Below are 18,079 nucleotides of genomic sequence, written 5' to 3' on the forward strand. Positions count from 1 at the left end.
TTGAAATATTATGGAGATTTTTAAAATATGAATGGATTGAATTTAGTGCCTATAAAGACCGAAAGAGCCTCCTCGCTTACGTTAAAAAAGTGCTGGACAATTTTGGAGGCGAGTATGTAATTAATTTTGCCTAGGTACTTAGCATCTCCAAATAGTGATATTGGTAAACGATTTTCTCCTTTTCTCGTCAGATATAAACTAGGTGAACCAAGATAAAAACTCTCAACATTTTCAATACATGGATCGAGAATGCGAATAGAATTTAGCACTTCATTTTTTTTGCCTTGAAAAACAATAAGTTCATAATCTTCGACTAGATCAGCATTAATTTCTCCCATTGATGTTGTGATTATTGGCATATTTTTGGCACTTTCTGAGCTATAGTCGGATGGTTTTATGTATTGTCCATTCAAGCTAATATTTAAATAATTTTTGGGTGTGGCAATTATAATAAATTCCTCACTATTTCCCGAGAATTTATCGATGATATTAAATCGCAAAGTAGGTATTATACCTTTGGGAAAATATGATTCTCCTTCTATAAAATCCCGTAACCAATCTAATCCACCAGCTATTTTGGTGCTTCTTGATAACTCTTCTGAAATGTTTTCAGAGAATATAATTCTATTTTCCGTTTCCTGTTTATTCTCATTTTGGGTTTTAATCAACATTTCTTGCGGCTGATTTTGCCTAAAAAATAAATTTTCAAAAGTCTGTTTTGGTAATGCCTGATGAATTCTTGTTGCCTCTCTTCTCAAGTATCTTAAAAATAAAATATTCTCAGGCTTGTCAGCAACAATTAAAGCCTCTAATAGGGCAGTTTTCCCTGAATTGTTTTTACCGCCAATTAAATTAACTCGCTCAAAGCCTTCAATTTTGGTATGCTCAAAACATCTAAAATTACTAATTTCAATATCCTTAATCATGTTGACCTCCGGGCTGAATAAGCATAAATTTAGGGTTAGGAATGAAGCTGGCAAGATGGGGATTTTTTTACTTAATTCTAGACGAGAATCGCCTCCAACTCTCAAAAAGGTGACTATCCCCCACCGAAACTGCCGCCCTAAGAGATAATAGAGACAGGGATTTATTTACATTTCTTCATCATGGCGAGAGACTTACGAGGATTTATTAAGCTTTTAGAAGATCGTGGCCAATTACGCCGCATTAGTGCATCGGTCTCTGCCGATTTAGAAATTGCCGAGATCGCTAATCGGATGCTACAAGTGGGGGGACCGGCCCTACTGTTTGAAAACGTGCAAGGGGCCGAGTTTCCCGTCGCTATTAACCTGATGGGAACGGTAGAACGCATCTGTTGGGCGATGAACCTGAATAAACCCGAAGAATTGGAAGATTTAGGCAAAAAACTCGCCCTGTTGCAACAACCGAAACCGCCGAAAAAACTCTCCCAAGCGATCGATTTTGGTAAAGTGTTGTTTGATGTCCTGAAAGCCAAACCCAACCGTAACTTTTTCCCTGCCTGTCAACAGGTGATTTTAGAGGGGGATGAAGTAGATTTAAAGAAAATTCCGATGATTCGACCCTATCGGGGGGATGCAGGCCAGATTATCACCCTAGGGCTAGTAATTACTAAAGATTGCGAAACGGGAACCCCTAACGTCGGTGTCTATCGCTTACAGCTACAGTCTCACAATACCATGACCGTCCACTGGTTATCCGTGCGCGGTGGGGCGCGTCACCTGCGAAAAGCGGCACAAATGGGCAAAAAATTAGAAATAGCCATCGCTTTAGGGGTCGATCCTCTGATTATCATGGCTGCTGCCACTCCTATCCCCGTAGATCTCTCAGAATGGCTGTTTGCGGGATTGTACGGCGGTTCCGGGGTACAGTTAGCCAAGTGTAAAACCCTCGCTTTGGAAGTGCCGGCCGACTCAGAAATCGTCCTCGAAGGAACAATTACTCCCGGAGAGGTATTGCCAGATGGACCCTTTGGTGATCACATGGGTTACTATGGCGGTGTGGAAGATTCACCCCTGATTCATTTCCACTGCATGACCCATCGTCGTGACCCCATTTATTTAACCACTTTTAGTGGTCGTCCTCCCAAGGAAGAAGCGATGATGGCCATCGCTCTTAATCGTATTTATACGCCGATTTTACGGCAACAGGTGTCGGAAATCAGGGATTTTTTCCTGCCGATGGAAGCTTTAAGCTATAAAGCGGCGATTATCTCCATTGATAAGGCCTATCCCGGACAAGCGCGACGAGCGGCCTTAGCTTTTTGGAGTGCCTTACCCCAGTTCACCTATACTAAATTTGTCATCGTCGTCGATAAGGAGATTAATATTCGCGACCCCCGGCAAGTGGTTTGGGCAATTAGTTCTAAAGTGGATCCGGTTCGCGATGTGTTTATTCTCCCGGAAACCCCCTTTGATAGCCTCGATTTTGCCAGCGAAAAGGTCGGTTTGGGGGGGAGAATGGGAATTGATGCCACGACAAAAATGTATCCCGAAACTGACCACGAATGGGGGGAACCTTTGGAGTCGGATCCGGCCATGGCGGTCAAGGTTTCCCAACGCTGGTCAGAATACGGTTTAATCGACATTAATTTACAAGAAGTGGATGCCAATAAGTTTGGCTACGAAATGTAGATTTAAGTAGGTGGGTGGAATTAAATATAAGATGAACGTAGGTTGGGTTGAAGCATGAAACCCAACGCCTGCATGGGTTACGCTACCGCTAACCCATCCTACAAATAATTTTGCCTCCCTACTTAGTGATTAGTTTTTCGACTTAGTAAGCGTCCTGTAGTTCGTAGAATTCGGGAGAAACGTAGTCTTTGCGTAGAGGCCAACCGACCCAATCTTCCGGCATTAAAATCCGTTTCAGGTGGGGATGTCCTTCATAAATAATGCCGAACATATCATAACTTTCTCGTTCTTGCCAGTCAGCCGCTTTCCAAATCCAGTAAACCGAAGCAACTCGGGGATTATCTCGAGGAAGAAAGACTTTTAAGCGCACTTCCACGGGACTATCGACATTATCGGTTACTTTGACCAGATGATAGAAACTAACCAATTCTTTCCCTGGTCCCAAATCGTAAGCACCCTGACATTGGAGATAATTAAAACCATAAGCGTATAAAGCAGTGGCCAGAGGAATTAAAAAGTCTGGTTCTACTTTAATCAATTCCACACCACTATGGTCAGCTTCTAAAGCTTGATGCTCAAAACCATTTTCGCTTAACCAAATCGAAGTGGGGCCAGCTTGCACAATAGCTGTCGTTTCTTCAGTCATTTAGATTTCTTCCTTTTGTTTCGTGGTCAAAAGAGCGGGGGGAACAGGCATACCAGTGGCTTCTAGTAACTCTTTCGGGGGTGCTTGACGGGTGGCCGATTGCAGATATTTACCCGTAAGAATCGGTTCCGTGGGCTGCATTTTGTGGGTGGTGCTGTAATAACGATTGGTTTGCTGGAGGACAGTCCCGCGTTCTTGAATAGATTCGTTAGCGACTTTTTTCCGCAGTTTAATAATCGCGTCGATAATCGCTTCCGGACGGGGGGGACAACCGGGTATATAGACATCCACGGGGATAAGTTTATCTACCCCTCTAACTGCGGTGGTGGAGTCACTGCTGAACATTCCCCCCGTAATCGTACAGGCACCCATGGCGATCACATATTTAGGTTCTGGCATTTCTTCATACAGACGCACCAAAGCGGGGGCCATTTTCATGGTGATTGTACCAGCAGTGATGATTAAATCGGCTTGCCGGGGACTAGAACGGGGAACTAAACCAAAGCGATCAAAATCAAAACGGGAACCAATCAAGGCCGCGAACTCGATAAAACAGCAAGCTGTACCGTATAGCATCGGCCAAAGACTTGACAAACGCGCCCAGTTATACAGGTCATCAACGGTGGTAAGGATGACATTTTCCGATAAATCCTGGGTAACTTTGGTGCGTTCGATGGGATTGAGGATTTTTTCGCTTTGTTGTTCGATAATTTGCTTAAATTCGCTGGTAGGGTTGGGACTCATCCGGTTATCCTCTCATGAAAAGTCAAAAATAAGGAAAATTATGGCCGTTATGACCATTCTAAGGCTCCTTTCCGCCAAGCATAGACGAGAGCAACCACAAGGATAGCAATAAAGATCAATGCTTCTACAAAAGCTAATAGGCCCAATTGATTGAAAGCTACTGCCCAAGGGTAGAGAAAGACGGTTTCCACGTCAAAAACCACGAAAACGAGGGCAAACATATAATAACGAATGTTAAACTGAATCCAAGCACCGCCGATCGGTTCCATCCCCGATTCATAGGTGGTGCGTCTTTCCGGACCGCCACCACTAGGCCGCAGGACTTTGGAGGCCGTTAGGGATAGGATTGGTACTAAACTGCAAGCGAGCAGAAATCCTAGAAAATACTCGTAACCTTTGAGGACAAACACTGGGTTTTTTTTCTCCTTATTCGCTATCGACAGGGGAAGTTGTCGGCATCTCTATGGGTACTTATTATAGAGGCTTTAGCAACCCGTCTCCTTCTCAAAAGCAGCATTGAAGATGTTTATCGATACCATTAGCTAATCGTCGGGTCAAACTTCGCTTCTGTCTCTGCTTTGCTCTTAACTCTGACGGGGTGACAAGGAAATGACCGTAATGGACTGCTGGCTATTCAGATTACTCGTTAAGACTGCATGGGAGTGCCAGAGTTGCCAGTCCGAGCATTTGTACTAAAATTTCCGATAGGCAGTCTAAATTAGGAGAAATGCTGTCAGACCCACTATACTTTGTTAATGCACCCGCTCAGAAAAGCGATCGCTTTATTTTGGCTCCGGGAAATGGACTTGCGATCAAGTATAAGTAGTCGTGCAAAATAAATTTCCTAGTGAAGATAGGCAAGAGGCAATAGGCAAGAGGCAAAAGCTTTATCGAAATATGTAATTAATTTTGCTTAGGTACTTATCAGGATGGATATTTTTTTACCGTTGAAAAGGGTTAATTAGATTTAATTTACTAAGCCAATTAAAATCATCAATTTTGTTTCAGTGATCTTAACCAAGTTTCTGACATAACTATCTCCTCAAAGTTGAGTAGCTTGTTTATGAAGCCAACTTTTCAGACTTTTATACGCTGATAACCACATTTGGTTCACTGCTGGAATAACCCATAGTTATAAAATTTTGACTAGGTTTTTCCACTATATTAATCCATTTTCTCACCTCTGGAAAATTTTGAACTCTCGAATAGAGACGATTATGACGGTTTAAAGCAGTTGTCAAACTGTGACCCGGATTAGTTATAGTATGTCTGGGGTTATTGGAATCAGTTTTCCCTTCTTGACTGGATACCGAAGCTAAGATCATAGATTTCAGAAAACATTCGATCGTAATACCTCCAAAGTGCATAGCAGCTATTTTCCTATTAGATTTACAAAGTATTTCTGTATCTTGATGACGTTGTAAAAAAGCTGATTGGTAATCTTCCATCCCTAATTATCTATTCCCTAGAGTTAATACCTGTGAATAAGTTTTTTTTAGCTGAGGATTAAACAAGGGTACTTTATTAGACAATAAAGCACCCTTTTAATTTAGCTTAGAACTCTCCTTTTAAAGCGGCATTACAGCGCTCGCAAATAGTGGGATCATCGGCAAATTTTCCCACTTGAGTGGAATAATTCCAACAGCGATCGCATTTTTCTCCGTCCGCTTTGACAATTCCCACCGAAACAAAGTCCGATTCTCCCTTATATTCTGCGGTTTGAATTGCGCTAATATCACTGACTAATTCCACTTGAGAAGAGAGAAATAGATAACGCAATTCATCGACTTTATTCCCCGTTAAACTCTCACAATTGTTGAATAATTCTAACTCCTGTTGTAAGGTTTCATCGGGAACATAAAGTAAAACTTTTGCCTCTAAAGAAGCACCGATCGCTTTATCATTTCTGGCAGTTTCCATCACCTTATTAACTTCGGTGCGTAGCTGCCGGAATTTCGCCCATTTATCGGCCAATTCGCGATTATTCCAAGCAGGATCGATTTTTAGCCATCCTGACTCAAATACCGATAAATAAGGAGTTTTATAGGGGAGAAATTGCCAGATATCTTCCGCTAGATGAGATAGGACAGGAGCGATCGCTTTAGCAAGATTTTCTAAAGCAATAGCATAAACTGTTTGACAACTGCGACGACGGAAAGAATTAGGCTCAGAAATGTATAAACGATCCTTAGCGATGTCGATATAAAAGTTAGATAAATCGACAACACAAAAATTCTGTACTGTCTGGAAAAAGCGGAAAAATTGGAAACTTTCAAAAGCTGCCGTAACTTCCGTAAACACCTCCGAGATACGATGTAACATATAGCGATCAATCTCCGGTAGATCATCATAAGCTACCGCATCTTTAAGGGGATCAAAATCATTTAAACTCCCCAGTAAAAACCTGGCAGTATTACGGATTTTATTACGGATATCTACCAACTGTTTAAGAATATTTTGACCGATATTCACATCATTGGTATAGTCCACCGAGGACACCCATAACCGAATCACATCCACCCCATAAGCGGGTTCTTTTTTCTGGTCTTTACCACCATTAATGATAACATTGGGATCGATGACATTACCCAGAGATTTACTCATTTTTCGTCCCTGTTCATCCAAAACAAAACCGTGAGTTAACACCGTTTTATAGGGAGCAATACCATTAGCAGCCACACTGGTTAATAAACTCGATTGAAACCATCCCCGATGCTGATCCGATCCTTCTAGATACATATCCGCAGGATAACTTAATTCTGGTCGAGCATTAGCCACCGCATTCCAACTAGAACCAGAATCAAACCACACATCCATAGTATCCATTCCCTTGCGATAACTGCGACCATTATCGCGATAACTGGGAGGTAACAATTCCTCTACGGATAACTCCCACCAAGCATTAGAACCCTTGACTGCGAAGATAGCTTGAACGTGATTAATCGTCTCCTCCGTTAACAGAGGTTCATTCGTTTCTTCGTCATAAAAAACAGGAATAGGAACCCCCCAACTGCGCTGACGAGAGATACACCAATCGCTTCTTTCACTAACCATAGAAGTAATGCGATTCTTCCCCGTTGCAGGAATCCAACGCACCGAATCAATCGCGTCTAAAGCTAATTCCCGGAATCCTTCCACGGAAGCAAACCATTGTTCTGTTGCGCGGAAAATTGTCGGTTTTTTGGTTCTCCAATCGTAGGGATATTTATGCTGATATGCTTCTTCTTTGAGTAAGGAACCCTTTTCTGTCAGTGCTAAAATTATTGCTTCATTAGCATCTTTCAAGACATTTAAACCCGCAAATTGTCCCGCTTCTGCGGTGAAATTTCCCTTATCATCCACAGGAGAAAGTATCGGTAAACCGTAACGTTGGCCGACGATATAATCCTCCTGACCATGACCGGGGGCCGTATGAACTAATCCGGTGCCGGAATCAGTGGTGACATAATCCCCACCGATGAGAATAGCACTTTCTCTGTCAAACAAAGGATGACGATATTTAGTATGTTCTAATTCCAGACCTTTAACCGTTGCTTTAATCGTCAAAGTTGTGTTAAAAGTGTCGGCCAATTTTTCGACTAAATCCGTCGCTACGATTAGATAATTAGACTCGCTAGTTTCCACCACTGAATAGTTTAATTCTGGGTTTAATGCGACGGCCAAATTCCCGGGTAAAGTCCAGGGAGTAGTCGTCCAGATAGCCACGGATAAATTAGGCAAAAATGGCGTTAAAACCGGGGTTGAAACTGACGTAATTGGAAAAGCAACATAGACACTGCGGGAAGTGTGACCTTCGGGATATTCTAATTCGGCCTCAGCTAAAGCGGTTTGAGAACTAGGACTCCAGTGAACCGGTTTTAGTCCCCGATAAATATAACCTTTTAGGGCCATTTTTCCGAATACGGCAATTTGAGCGGCCTCGTATTCAGGTTTTAGGGTTAAATAGGGATTTTCCCAGTCTCCCCAGACTCCATACCTTTTGAAACCTTCACACTGTTCTTTTTGCGTTTGAAGGGCAAAATCGTGGGCTTTCTGACGTAATTTCAAAGGGGTTAGACCCTCTTTTTCCGAGCTTTTGAGACTTTGTAAAACCTTTAGTTCGATCGGCAACCCGTGACAATCCCAACCCGGCACATAGCGCACTTTGTAGCCTTGCAGCAGTTTATATTTATTGATAATGTCTTTGAGAATTTTATTTAAAGCATGACCGATATGCAGAGACCCGTTAGCGTAGGGGGGACCATCGTGGAGAATAAATAATTCTTTGGGGTTATTTTGCGCTAATTTCTCGTATATTTGCTCATCTTGCCAGAATTTCTGGATTTCTGGCTCGCGTTTGCTGGCATTTGCTCGCATATCAAAGTCAGTTTGAGGCAAATTAACGGTATCTTTGTAACTTTTAGCGTTGGACATTCTGGCAAACCTATGGATATCAATCGTTTTCGGGATTCATTCCTAAATAACGTCTCTTTGAGAGTCGTTATCTCTATTCTGTCACATAACTGTAATACAAATATTACAAGTGACAATCATTGATCTATAAGTCTAGCGAGATTGAGTCCAAGAGCGATGATTCCGAAAGGCTATAATTTAGTTATTCGAGGATAGGGAGCATGAGGACGATGGTGACGAATCCTAATTTTTTTTATGTCTCTCCAGAAGTGTATCTAGAAGGGGAAAGAGTCAGTCCCATCAAGCACGAATACCGAAAAGGACGGATTTACGCAATGGTAGGGGCAAAAAAGCCCCATATTGTCTTAAATACAAATATAGCTACTTTATTGAGTATCCATCTCGAGGATAGTCCCTGTCTTGTTCTCACTTCCGATATCAAAGTCCGGTTAGAGGAGGCAAATTGTTATTATTATCCCGATATTGCGGTGGTTTGTGACGAGAGAGAGATTAACAATACCGATGATTTTATTCTTTATCCCGTTCTGATTATTGAAGTATTATCGAAATCGACGGAATCCTTTGATAGGGGTGATAAATTTAGCGATTATCAAACCTGTCCCACCTTAAAAGAATACATTCTTATTCATCAAAACCAGATGAAAATTGAATGTCACCGTCGCGAGGATTCGGGAGTTTGGCAAGAACAGATCTATGAAGCGGGAGATGAGGTAGAATTTGCCAGTGTAGGATTCCGGGGATCGATCGCTTCTATCTATCGCAAAGTCCCCGGTTTGGTATAATTGCCATTCTTTTTTGACTTCACTTAATTATACTAAATCCGTTGAGTAACGCACAGAAAACGGGTTTCTCGGAGAAACCCGTTTTCTGCTCATGCACTCATGCAAAAAGGGGAATAAATAATCAGTCTTTAATAACCAGATTTAGTATTACTGTCATAATCTTTATCAAAAAAAGAGGAGAAAAAAGCAATTTTTGCCCTTCTCTCCTCCAGTCTAGAGATTAGTTACATTGAAACAGCAGTGAGTAATTTTTAATTACTATTCACCGCTTTAGTAAGCACCGTTATTTTTGGGAAAAACCACAACACCGATAGTTCTGAAGATTACCCAGATATCAGTTAACCAGTTACGGGAATTAACGTAATACACATCCATCTGCACCCGCAGGGGATAGGGGATGTCATTACGTCCAGAAACTTGCCATAAACCAGTCAAACCGGGGCGAATAGTTAAAACTTTGTCGATGCGATTGCCATATTTCTGCAATTCTTCGGGAACTAAAGGCCGCGGACCGACGACGCTCATATCTCCTCGCAGGACGTTCCAGAATTGGGGAAACTCGTCTAAACTGGTTAAGCGGAGAAATTTGCCAATCCAAGTTATGCGAGGATCGTCCTTAAGCTTGAAATTATCCTCGAATTCCGCCCGCAGTTGGGGAGAGTCTTCCATCAGTCTCTCTAACACCTTATCAGCATCCATTACCATAGTACGGAACTTGATACAGTTGAAATGCTGGAAGTTTTGACCGACGCGCTTCTGCACATAGAAGACCGGACCGGGGGAACTAATCGCGATCAATAAGGCTAAGATTAAATAAAGCGGCGAAAAGAAAATTAGAACCGATAGGGAGAAAACGATATCGAATAATCGTTTTGAGGTATCGCCGTCTAAAGCTATTAACCAAGATTTTTGATGCCGTCTACCAGAGACCGAAGGTTTGAACCCTCGCTTCATCAAAGCTTGTAGAGCCTTGACGGAGATAAGTTGGCTATTAGCAGTCATCTTACTCCTTCACATCACACACACCACACAGTACCCATGATAAAGCCACAAGACTGAAAAAACAAGTCTTCTGGCCAATAACTGGCACTGGCCATTTTAGAGCCTTTGTACTGAAAAATCTCTAATTAGGGTTTACTGAAAAAGTTTGTTGCTGGGATTAGGAGTCAGTCCCGATGAAAAAATTTTCACCCCCACAGATGAAAGAGGTTTCCTTCCCTACACCCCACACCCCACACCCTCTTTCAAGTCAGGAGTCTGGGGAGTCAGTAGTCTGGGGAGTCAGTAGTCAGCAGATTGCTTTTATTTATTCTTGCCACTTCCTAATTCCTAATTCCCACTCCCCGCTCCCCTGCTCTCCTATACCTTTTAAACAGGATTTAGTATTAGAGGTTTAATCAATAAAAGGGCATCATTTGCTGATGCCCTGTGGCTGAATATTTAAGTAGTTACAGATTTGATCATAAGGATGAAGTATGCTCTTATCTGCGCTCGTCTCCTGACTCGGAGAATTCTGAGTCCCGAAAACGAAAACTTTATACTTGATCATTAAGATAAATCCCCTGCTTAGGCAGTGCGTTTTTTCACACTACCTAGTTCTCGAATGCCTAACCAACCGATCAAACTATAGCAAATCGATAGCAACATACTTTGAATACCAATTCTTAACCACTGTTTCAAAGCCTCCAAGTTAGCTTGGCTTTCTGCCTGTTTTCGCCGATCTTGCAGCTGAGTTTGTAGCTGATTTTTTATCTCATCTAATCGCTGTTTAAACTCCTTCGGTTTTTTGGATAAATCCCGTAAATTAGTTAATTGATCCCTTTGTTGGCGGAGGGTCTGTAACTGTTCCGTGTTGATCGGTTGTCCTTGGAAACGACCAGTTTCAATCACTTGAGTTCTCTGAGAGATCTGCTGTTCTAATAGTTGGGGATTTTGCGATAGCGTATTTAACTGGGCTAAGAAAGCCTGAATTTGTCCCTCTCCTTGGTCAACACCCTGTTCAATTTGAGTCAAAGCGTTGTTTTTAATCTGGTTGATATTATTGATATGAACAGGAATCATCAACAGAAAAACTAAGCCTAACAGTGTGGAAAGAATAAAGATCGGCCAACGCAATTCAAACCGAGATTTTCTAGGAATGACATCTCTATTGTTAGCGTCAATCCAGTAAGCGATTAAAACGAGAACGATACCCAGAAGAGGAACAATTCCTCGATCAACAAAGGTGCTGACGAACCCTACCTGCCATTGGGATTGATTAAATCGATAGGGCAGCGGCAAGATAAACCCATCCAAAAGGAAGGAAAAAATGAAAACCAATCCCGTTAATTTCAGGGACAAAGAAGTAAAGCTGTTCATCGCTGTTTCTGTAATGGTATGTCAATGAATAGATTCATTAGTCTGTTTAAAAGTTCTCGCTGGGGGTTCCCAGAAGGATTTTGCCGAGAGGCACTCTGACAAACTGCAATTTCTAATTAACTTTCCCTCAGCCCCCCCGCTAAACCCTACGCTAAATCGTTCTGCTTGTCAACCCCTTTCGAGAATCGACTCTAGAAATATTACGTCAATATGGTATCGCTAAACTTATCCCTCTCACAGAATAAAATTTTCCCAAGCTCTCAGACTGGGTTTTCCCCAGATCTCTTCCCTAAGACAGAGACTGTCAAAGAATAAAATTTTCCCAAGCTCTCAGACGAGTCCTCAATGGTTAGCCTATAGTAAAGACAGCCCCCCTGAGTCGATAACAAAACCCATGCAGAAATTGGTGGAAGTTTTAGCTGATAAACAAGCTCTGATCGCAAAATCTCTGGCGCTGGTTCTGGAAAAAATCACAACCAGCCTCGACCAACAGGACTATTTTACCATCGCTCTGTCCGGCGGTAGTACCCCGAAACCTCTCTACGAAGCTTTATCCTCTCAACCCCTCGACTGGTCAAAAATTCACGTTTTCTGGGGAGATGAACGCTACGTTAGTCCCGATCATCCTGACAGTAATCAACGCATGGCCCGATTAGCATGGCTCGATCGCATACCGATCCCGGCCACTAATATTCATCCTATGCCCACGGATGAACCCGATCCCCACCTGGCCGCCCAAAAATACGATGATCATCTCCGCCAATGGTTTGGGGTCAATTCTCCCGATTTTCCCGTTTTTGACCTGATTTTATTAGGAATGGGCGATGATGGTCACACCGCCTCCCTCTTTCCTCACACGGCAGCTTTAACGGTGAGCGATCGCTGTATCACTGTCGGTGAGAAAGATGGCAATCCCCGCTTAACTTTTACCGTTCCCCTGATCAATCAGGCCCGTTGTGTGATCTTTATCGCTGCCGGCGAAAGTAAACGCCCCGCTCTACATGAGATTTTCTCTGCTTATGGTGACTCTTTCTCCTATCCTTCTCGTCTCATCCACCCCCCGGCCGGGGAATTATATTGGTTACTCGATGCGGCCGCTGGTTCCTCTTTTGTCTAGGGAATAGGGGAATGGGGAAATGGGGGAATGGGGAAATGGGGGAATGGGGGAATTTCAACTAAAACCCTAACACCCCAAAACCTTAATACCATTTTTCTTTATTCGCGTCACAACGAATGAAGGTTTGGCAAGCATTCGAGCGTGGATGTCTGTCATGGATTTAGAAATTTGGTATAACACCCCAACACCCCAAAACCCTAACACCCCAACACCCAACTCCTAATCTGCTTTTTTACTTTAAAAATGATCGTTTGTCCTAATTGCGAACATATTAACCCCGATGAGGCCAGTCAATGCGAGGCCTGTTATACTCCCTTACCGAGGATGTCTTCCTGTCCTGGTTGTGGGGCAACCATCCAAACTGATGCCACCTTTTGTGGTCAGTGTGGCTACAATTTACAGCCTAATTCTGCTCCCATGGTGGCAGCCGAGGCCGAGGCCGAATCGGAATCGGAACCGGAACCCGTCCCACCGATCCCCACAGCCACCGGCGCCTCGATCGCACCTCCTCCTGTTGCCCCTCCACCGGTTCCGGCCGCCACCCGCTTACAGACGGAAATGGCTAGTCTCCAGCACTTGCAAACCGATAGCAAAATTGAATTACCCCTACATCTATCGGTAATTCATATCGGCAAACCTAATGATCGCATTCCCCCCGATATCGATGTTTCCGGTTTTCCTGATTCTGACATCGTCTCCCGGGTTCATGGCGATATCCGCGTCGAAGGGGGCATCTATTATCTCGAAGATACGGGCAGCGCCAACGGAACCTACGTTAATCACAATCCCCTACCCCCCGGCAATCGTCATCGTCTTCGGGCTGGCGATCGCATTTCCCTCGGTAAAGGGGACAAAATGACTTTTATTTTCCAAATGTCTTAAAAGGGGACAGGGGTTAGGGATTTAGGGATTTAGGGATTTAGGGTTTTAGGGTTTTAGGGTTTTAGGGTTTTAGGGTTTTAGTTGAATTCCCCTACTTCCCCATTCCCCACTTCCCACTTCCCCACTTCCCCACTTCCCCACTTCCCCATTCCCCCACTTCCCACTTCCCCACTTCCCCACTTCCCCACTGAAAATTATGCGTACAAATTGGCGAATCGGCTCTTTATTGGGCATTCCTCTCTATATTGATTCCTCGTGGTTTTTGATTTTGGCTTTTGTCACCCTGATCAATGCCACCGATGCAGAAATTCAGTCTCTGGCTGGCCAGAGTTTCGGTTTAGCGTGGTTAATTGGTTTAATCATGGCTTTATTGCTGTTTATCTCGGTTTTACTCCACGAATTAGGTCATAGTTTCATGGCTCGCTCCCAAGGCATCGAGGTCAATTCCATTACCCTGTTTCTCTTTGGGGGAATGGCCTCGATCGAGCGAGAATCGCGGACTCCTCCGGAGGCCCTGCAAGTAGCGATCGCTGGACCCCTCGTCAGTTTTCTCCTGTTTTGTCTCCTATCCCTAGCCAGTCACTTACCCTCTTTAAACGCTAATTTAACCTATATATGCGGGCATTTAGCGATAATTAACCTGTTTTTGGCTCTATTTAATCTTATCCCCGGTTTACCCCTCGATGGGGGTCAAATTTTAAAAGCAATGGTCTGGCAAGCGACTGGCGATCGCTGGAAGGGTTTACATTGGGCTGCGATCAGTGGTCAATTCATCGGTTGGTTGGGGATTATTTTGGGGATTTTCTTGGTTCTCTTGACGGCAGATGTGGGGGGTGCCTGGTTAGGATTAATAGGCTGGTTTATCCTCAGAAATGCCAGCGCCTACGATAATTTAACTAATTTACAGGAAAGTCTCCTCAATTTCACAGCGGGAGAGGTGATGAGCAGACATTTGCGGGTTTTAAACGCCCATCAAACCCTAGAGGAATTCGCCCAAGAATACGTTTTAGACCGAGCGGCTGCCAATACTGCTTATTTTGCCGCTTCCGAGGGACGTTATCGGGGATTAATTCGGGTGGAAGATTTACAGGCGATCGAGCGGAGTTTCTGGTCAGAAAAACAACTGCTTGATATTGCCCATCCCCTCACGGAAATTCCCACTGTTGAGGAAAAAACCCCCTTAGTGACGGTGGTGCAGAAATTGGAAACCATCCCGGACCGAATGATCACGGTGTTAACACCAGCCTCCGCCGTAGCGGGAGTGATCGATCGCGGCGATATCCTCAAGGCAATTGCGATTAAATACCAAATTCCCCTAGAGGAAACGGATATTGAACGCGCTCGCGAGGGAGTTTACCCCAGTTATTTGCCCTTAAATGTTATTGCTGCCGCTCTCGACAAGAGTGAACCGCCAAAAATCGGCGAACCGTCCTTAATGTCCTGACGTAGAGAGGATGGAAGATAATAATCTTGAATCTGGCTAATCCGAAAATTTCCTCGCTGGTTAACCTGCCACAATTTCCCCGTTTCCACATCTAAACAACTTAACCAGCCTTGGCCGTAGGCCCAAGTATCAATACAAATGGCATGGCCGAGATTAATCGGTTTCCCGCTTTTTTGGCTGGTATGGCCGCAAATCATGGTTTTTCCCGAACTATGGGCGGCGGGATATTGAAATTTCTCCCAAAAGAGTTTGTATTCTGGTTGTCTGGCTAGGGGTAGATGGGGATCGAGACTAGCGTGAACAAATAAATGATTGGCAGTTTCGTAGCTATTTATACAGACTTTTCCTAAAAAATCCCAGTGAGATTCAGGAATTTTAATTAGGTGGCCTTCACTATAGGATTTGAGGGTGGCTTTACCGCCTTTTTCTAACCAGAGACGCTGTTTGAGGGGGTTATTACGGGCTTGCAGCATGATAATCTCGTGATTACCTTTGAGGGGAATCAAATTTCCCTGTTTATGTAGGGAAATCAGGCGATCGATCACCCCTTTCGAGTCTCTGCCCTTATTAACGTAATCACCGAGGGTGATTAAAGTATCTTGCGGTTTGGGGTTGACGATCTCTAGTAAGTGATCTAGAGCTTTCGAGCAACCATGAATATCGCCGATCGCTAAGGTTCGCATGAGGATTTGGTAGGGGATTAGGGCATAGGTACAGGTAAAAGTATTAAAGAAATCTGTTCACGACAAACAGCGATTATCGGTGATCTTGCTTAGGGTAACAAAAAGGCTTACAGTAAAATGTACCATAAATTATCAAATCTACTAAATTAATTAAGCTGTGCCGAAAGTTGTTATTGCAGGTAACTGGAAAATGCACAAAACCCAGAGAGAAGCTTTGGAGTTTTTGCAAGATTTTAAATCCCATCTAGAGGAAACCCCCGACGACCGAGAAGTAGTTCTTTGCGCGCCTTTCACAGCTTTAGCTGTCCTCTCTAAAACCCTCCACGGCGGTCGTATTCGCTTGGGGGCGCAAAATGTCCACTGGGAAAAATCGGGGGCTTATACGGGCGAAATCTCGGCGGATATGTTAACCGAAATTGGGGTTCACTATGTGGTTATCGGTCACAGTGAACGCCGGCAATATTTCGGCGAAACCGATGAAACCGTCAATTTAAGGGTTATATCTGCCCAAAAACAAGGTTTAATCCCGATTATCTGCGTGGGAGAAAGTAAAGCCCAAAGAGATGCCGGAGAAACGGAAAAGGTAATTATCAAGCAAATTCAAGGGGGTTTAGTCAATGTTGACCAAAAAAACCTCGTTATCGCCTACGAACCCATCTGGGCGATTGGCACGGGAGAAACCTGCGAAAGCGAGGAAGCCAACCGCGTTATCGGTTTGATTCGACAACAATTAGACAATCCCGAAGTAACCATTCAGTACGGTGGTTCGGTAAAACCCGATAATATCGATGAAATTATGGCTCAATCCCAGATAAACGGGGCTTTAGTCGGTGGGGCAAGTCTAGACCCCGCCGTCTTCGCCAGGATTGTTAATTATCGTTAATCGATTTCTGCTGCCATGACGCTATTTTCCAAAACCCCGATGCCTTCTATTTCCACCCGAACTTTATCCCCCACCTGCAGCGGTCCGATTCCTTCGGGAGTTCCCGTTAAAATTACATCCCCCGGCAGCAGGGTCATCACTTGGGAGATATAAGCCACCAAGACATCGGGGGGAAAGACCATATCACTCAGATAACTGCTTTGTTTGGGTTCGCTGCCATCATTGAGAAAAGTGGTTAATTGGGCCCCGATACTCAGTTCCCGGACAATCCAGGGGCCGAGGGGACAAAAACTGTCAAATCCTTTCGCCCGCGTCCATTGGCTATCTTTTTTCTGTAAATCCCTAGCGGTGACATCGTTAGCAATGGTATAACCCCAGATTTTACTTCTGGCCTGGGCTGTGGTGCAGTTTTTGGCGGTTTCTCCGATAATTAATGCCAATTCTCCCTCATAATCCACTCTTTCCGATTGGGGCGGATAAAAAATAGTTTCACCATCGGCGATAATTGTCGTCGGTGGCTTGAGAAATAAAAGCGGTTCTTCCGGTACAGGTGTTCCCATCTCGGCGGCGTGGGCGCGGTAATTTTTGCCCACGGCAATAATTTTCGACGGGAAACAGGGGGCTAATAGTTGGTAGCTATCAGGTTCTAATTCTAGCTTGGTTAGTTGCCCTCCTTGCCAGGGAGGGGCATCAAAGACGGCAACGCTACGGTTTAGCTGTAACAGTCCGTAGAAGATTTGTCCTTGACGATGTTTCACTCGTACATAGCGTTGCGCCATATTTTTCTGGGAATGACTAGCGATCGACTCTCGGATAGTAGTATGATCATATATCCTTGCTTCTTTATTAAAAGCTAGAGAGTTATTAAAATCAATTGACTCTTGGCCTTGACAAAGAAGCCTTCTAGTCCATAAGGATTCTGAGATGAGCAATAACTACGAAACTCTTTACATTCTCCGGCCCGATTTAGGGGAAGAAGTCGTTCAGCAACAAGTGGAACGTTATCGGACTCTGATTAGCGAACACAGCGCCACAGACATTCAAGTGAAGGTGTGGGGTAAAAAACGTCTGGCCTATCCCATCAAAAAACTCAATGATGGTGTCTATGTGCAGATGAATTATCAGGCCAGCGGCAAACAAGTCGCCCCCATGGAACGGGCCATGCGTTTAAGTGATGAGGTTATTCGTTATTTAACCCTAAAACTCGATCGCGTGGTGGCCCCCCCTGCCGATTTATCTCCCTTAACGGAAATTCCCCCCTCTCCTATCACCGAAGCGGTGGTGGAAGATGACGGTATCTCCGCTGAAGATTAATTATAGTCACAACTGTGTCGGGTCAATGCCCAATTCCCGTAATCGGGCAAAAGCGCGATCGCGCTCCTGTTGTGCTTGGTCGCGTTCTTGTTGTGCTTGGTTGCGTTCCTCAAAGAGGGTTTCAGGGTCTTTAAATCGTTCCCCATTGGGATAAAAGACCTCTAAACCCTCTTCAAACATCTCAAACCGAATCCCTAGGAT

At 44.0% G+C, this 18,079-nt stretch carries 16 protein-coding genes and 3 pseudogenes; 8 read left to right on the top strand and 11 right to left on the bottom strand.

Annotated features, from left to right (window positions below; all coding sequences use genetic code 11):
* A pseudogene (locus tag O9324_RS06350) lies at positions 1-134 on the top strand (IS630-like element ISMae24 family transposase); the annotation flags it as partial.
* Positions 135-140: 6 nt separating this feature from the next.
* Here the strand turns inward: O9324_RS06350 and O9324_RS27160 are convergent.
* Positions 141-926, bottom strand: a pseudogene (locus O9324_RS27160) (AAA family ATPase); the annotation flags it as partial.
* Positions 927-1,106: 180 nt separating this feature from the next.
* On the opposite strand from O9324_RS27160, the gene O9324_RS06360 reads away from it, so the two are divergent.
* Entirely contained in the window at positions 1,107-2,612 is a 1,506-nt protein-coding gene (locus O9324_RS06360) for a UbiD family decarboxylase (protein ID WP_002769166.1), read from the top strand.
* 142 nt (positions 2,613-2,754) lie between these two features.
* Here the strand turns inward: O9324_RS06360 and O9324_RS06365 are convergent, their stop codons facing one another.
* The 5 genes from O9324_RS06365 to ileS form a co-directional block, all read right to left on the bottom strand.
* Entirely contained in the window at positions 2,755-3,258 is a 504-nt protein-coding gene (locus O9324_RS06365; RefSeq protein ID WP_002760978.1) for an NAD(P)H-quinone oxidoreductase subunit J, read from the bottom strand.
* Positions 3,259-4,002, bottom strand: coding sequence for a photosynthetic/respiratory NAD(P)H-quinone oxidoreductase subunit K (gene ndhK / locus O9324_RS06370; protein WP_002769162.1), 744 nt, complete (start codon positions 4,000-4,002; stop codon positions 3,259-3,261).
* Between the two features lie 47 nt (positions 4,003-4,049).
* On the bottom strand, positions 4,050-4,412 hold the full coding sequence (ndhC, locus tag O9324_RS06375; RefSeq protein ID WP_002739390.1) for a photosynthetic/respiratory NAD(P)H-quinone oxidoreductase subunit C: 363 nt from the start codon (positions 4,410-4,412) through the stop codon (positions 4,050-4,052).
* Between the two features lie 675 nt (positions 4,413-5,087).
* On the bottom strand, positions 5,088-5,450 hold the full coding sequence (locus O9324_RS06380; protein WP_288139757.1) for a hypothetical protein: 363 nt from the start codon (positions 5,448-5,450) through the stop codon (positions 5,088-5,090).
* Between the two features lie 106 nt (positions 5,451-5,556).
* A complete protein-coding gene (gene ileS / locus O9324_RS06385; protein WP_288139758.1) occupies positions 5,557-8,415 on the bottom strand; it encodes an isoleucine--tRNA ligase in 2,859 nt (952 codons plus the stop codon).
* Between the two features lie 209 nt (positions 8,416-8,624).
* On the opposite strand from ileS, the gene O9324_RS06390 reads away from it, so the two are divergent.
* Positions 8,625-9,197, top strand: a complete 573-nt coding sequence (locus tag O9324_RS06390) for a Uma2 family endonuclease (RefSeq protein WP_288139759.1) — start codon at positions 8,625-8,627, stop codon at positions 9,195-9,197.
* A gap of 270 nt (positions 9,198-9,467) precedes the next feature.
* Here O9324_RS06390 and O9324_RS06395 read toward each other — a convergent pair whose 3' ends face one another.
* Both O9324_RS06395 and O9324_RS06400 read right to left on the bottom strand, forming a co-directional pair.
* A complete protein-coding gene (locus O9324_RS06395; RefSeq protein ID WP_002760967.1) occupies positions 9,468-10,199 on the bottom strand; it encodes an undecaprenyl-phosphate galactose phosphotransferase family protein in 732 nt (243 codons plus the stop codon).
* 564 nt (positions 10,200-10,763) lie between these two features.
* Entirely contained in the window at positions 10,764-11,555 is a 792-nt protein-coding gene (locus O9324_RS06400; protein ID WP_287629634.1) for an HpsJ family protein, read from the bottom strand.
* 394 nt (positions 11,556-11,949) lie between these two features.
* On the opposite strand from O9324_RS06400, the gene pgl reads away from it, so the two are divergent.
* The 3 genes from pgl (at position 11,950) to O9324_RS06415 (ending at position 14,998) form a co-directional block, all read left to right on the top strand.
* Entirely contained in the window at positions 11,950-12,672 is a 723-nt protein-coding gene (gene pgl, locus O9324_RS06405; protein ID WP_004161290.1) for a 6-phosphogluconolactonase, read from the top strand.
* Between the two features lie 243 nt (positions 12,673-12,915).
* The gene (locus tag O9324_RS06410) at positions 12,916-13,554 is read left to right on the top strand and encodes a double zinc ribbon and FHA domain-containing protein (RefSeq protein ID WP_288139760.1); all 639 of its coding nucleotides are present in this window, start codon (positions 12,916-12,918) and stop codon (positions 13,552-13,554) included.
* 196 nt (positions 13,555-13,750) lie between these two features.
* On the top strand, positions 13,751-14,998 hold the full coding sequence (locus tag O9324_RS06415; protein WP_288139761.1) for a site-2 protease family protein: 1,248 nt from the start codon (positions 13,751-13,753) through the stop codon (positions 14,996-14,998).
* Here the strand turns inward: O9324_RS06415 and O9324_RS06420 are convergent.
* Positions 14,917-15,681, bottom strand: coding sequence for a metallophosphoesterase family protein (locus O9324_RS06420; RefSeq protein WP_002760958.1), 765 nt, complete (start codon positions 15,679-15,681; stop codon positions 14,917-14,919). The genes O9324_RS06415 and O9324_RS06420 overlap by 82 nt on opposite strands.
* A 157-nt stretch (positions 15,682-15,838) precedes the next feature.
* Between O9324_RS06420 and tpiA the strand changes: the two genes are divergently transcribed.
* Positions 15,839-16,564, top strand: a complete 726-nt coding sequence (gene tpiA, locus O9324_RS06425) for a triose-phosphate isomerase (protein ID WP_002801963.1) — start codon at positions 15,839-15,841, stop codon at positions 16,562-16,564.
* Here tpiA and O9324_RS06430 read toward each other — a convergent pair.
* Entirely contained in the window at positions 16,561-17,343 is a 783-nt protein-coding gene (locus O9324_RS06430) for a fumarylacetoacetate hydrolase family protein (protein ID WP_012264600.1), read from the bottom strand. The genes tpiA and O9324_RS06430 overlap by 4 nt on opposite strands.
* A gap of 145 nt (positions 17,344-17,488) precedes the next feature.
* Between O9324_RS06430 and rpsF the strand changes: the two genes are divergently transcribed.
* Entirely contained in the window at positions 17,489-17,878 is a 390-nt protein-coding gene (gene rpsF / locus O9324_RS06435) for a 30S ribosomal protein S6 (RefSeq protein WP_002769143.1), read from the top strand.
* 6 nt (positions 17,879-17,884) lie between these two features.
* Here rpsF and O9324_RS06440 read toward each other — a convergent pair.
* Positions 17,885-18,079: pseudogene (locus O9324_RS06440) on the bottom strand (Uma2 family endonuclease); the annotation flags it as partial.

The sequence above is a fragment of the Microcystis sp. LE19-84.1B genome (assembly GCF_027531875.1).
In the GTDB taxonomy this organism is placed as follows: Bacteria; Cyanobacteriota; Cyanobacteriia; order Cyanobacteriales; family Microcystaceae; genus Microcystis; species Microcystis panniformis.